Origin of the sequence: uncultured Nevskia sp. (genome assembly GCF_903885465.1) — a bacterium.
Lineage (GTDB): Bacteria > Pseudomonadota > Gammaproteobacteria > Nevskiales > Nevskiaceae > Nevskia.
The window spans coordinates 1-1991 of record NZ_CAISIQ010000118.1 but is presented as its reverse complement, the minus strand read 5'-3'; the positions used below and the strand labels follow the sequence as shown (position 1 = coordinate 1991).

Annotated in this window: 3 protein-coding genes; all 3 read left to right on the top strand. The window is 61.7% G+C overall.

The features are described 5' to 3' along the window. Positions 1–751: translation elongation factor Ts (tsf, locus tag QZY06_RS04350; RefSeq protein ID WP_295680667.1), on the top strand; the 751-nt coding region annotated here is incomplete at its 5' end. Between the two features lie 215 nt (positions 752–966). Further along, positions 967–1698: a UMP kinase gene (gene pyrH / locus QZY06_RS04345; protein WP_273454602.1), complete on the top strand. Its 732-nt coding sequence runs from the start codon at positions 967–969 to the stop codon at positions 1696–1698. A gap of 99 nt (positions 1699–1797) precedes the next feature. Then, positions 1798–1991, top strand: a 194-nt coding sequence (locus tag QZY06_RS04340; RefSeq protein WP_295680663.1) for a ribosome recycling factor, incomplete at its 3' end; no start/stop codon positions are given.

The window sequence follows — 1991 nt, the reverse complement described above, 5'->3', positions numbered from 1 at the left end:
TGCCAAGGCCGCGCTGGTTGCTCGTCCGGCCACGCTGGCCGAGCTGCTGGCGCTGAAGAACGAAGCCGGCCAGACCATCGAAGAGATGCGTCGCAGCCTGGTTGCCACGATCGGCGAGAACATCACCGTGCGTCGCTTCGAAGTCGTCGCCAAGGCTGCGGGCGCGATCAACTACTACATGCATGGCACCAAGATCGGTGTGGTCGTGGCGCTCAGCGCCGGTGACGAAGAACTGGCTCGCGACATCGCCATGCACATCGCCGCAAGCGCGCCGCGCTTCCTCGACACCACCCAGATTCCGGCCGACGTGATCGAAGCCGAAAAGCGGGTCATCGAAGCGACGATGGCGCAGGAACAGGCGGAAGCGCAGGCCGATTCCGACCGTTTCGGCGGCTTCCTCAAGGAAATGGACGCCGAGAAGACCAACGGCACCTATGAAGCGCTCGACGCCGAAGGCAAGAAGAACTGGGACGACGAGTACGCCGGCGTCAAGAAGAAGTTCGGCGGCGGTTACCGGCCGAAGCCGGCGGACATCCTCGCCAAGATGGGCGAGGGCAAGATCCGCAAGTTCGTCAACGACATCACGCTGATGGGCCAGCCGTTCGTCAAGAATCCGGACGAAACGGTCGAAAAGCTCCTGAAGTCGAAGAACGCCGGCGTGGCCAGCTTCTCGCGTCTTGCGGTCGGTGAAGGCATCGAGAAGAAAACCCTTGATTTCGCCGCTGAAGTGGCTGCTGCCAGCCAGGTCTGAGCCCGCTGTCAGGGCCTGATTTTCAGGTTAAAGTATTGTCATCTGAGGCCCCGGAAACGGGGCCTTTTGGTAACTGTCCTTTAAGTAACGGTCCTTTAAACTGGTCCTTCTTTTGGTTTCGCGGCTCGTTTGTCACTGCAAATGCCTGAATTCTTCCGCGGCATGCTGATGGCTGGCCCGACGATCCCTATGCTGATTGACTCGGAGCTTGGTCATTGAATCAACAGCCTGCTAAACCTGCCTACAAGCGCATCCTGCTGAAGATTTCCGGCGAAGCCCTGATGGGCGACCTCGGCTTCGGCATCTCGCCGGACGTGATGACGTTTCTGGCCAATGAATTGAAGGAAATCGTCGACCTCGGCGTTCAGGTCGCCCTGGTCGTTGGCGCCGGCAACATCTTCCGTGGCGAAGGCCTGGCGCGTGGCGGCATGGACCGCGTCACCGGCGATCAGATGGGCATGCTGGCCACGGTCATCAATGCCCTGGCGATCCAGGACGCAATCGAGCGGATCGGTCTGGAAGCCCGCGTGCAGTCGGCGATCCGGATCAACGAGGTCTGCGAGGATTTCATCCGCCGCAAGGCGATCCGCCATCTCGAGAAGGGCCGGGTGCTGGTGTTCGCGGCCGGCACCGGCAACCCGTTCTTCACCACCGATTCCGCCGCTGCCTTGCGGGCGATCGAAATCTCCGCCGACCTGATGCTGAAGGCGACCAAGGTCGACGGCATCTACACCGCGGACCCGAAGAAGGACCCGACGGCGACGCGCTACGATGAACTGACCTACGACGAAGCGCTGGATCGCCGTCTTGGCGTCATGGACCAGACCGCGCTGGTACTGTGCCGCGATCACAAGGTCCGCTTGCGGGTCTATGACATGGACCGCCCGAAGGCACTGCACCGGATCGTTACCGGCGATACCTCGCTGGGCACGCTGGTCCGGGTCTGAGCGGCGCCAACTTCACCCCCTGGCCTCGGAAATTGCACTGCAACTGCACCGCCGCCTGGCAATCTCACTACACGAATCTGTTGTTCCGGAATTGACCCGATGATCGAAGACATCAAGAAAGACGCGACGGCTCGCATGCAGAAGACCGTCGATGGCCTGAAGCAGGCGTTCAGCAAGCTCCGCACCGGCCGCGCCAGTGCAGCGATCCTCGACCACGTGCGGGTCGATTACTACGGCTCCGAATCGCCGCTGTCGCAGGTCGCCAGCGTGGTCGTCGAAGATGCCCGCACGAT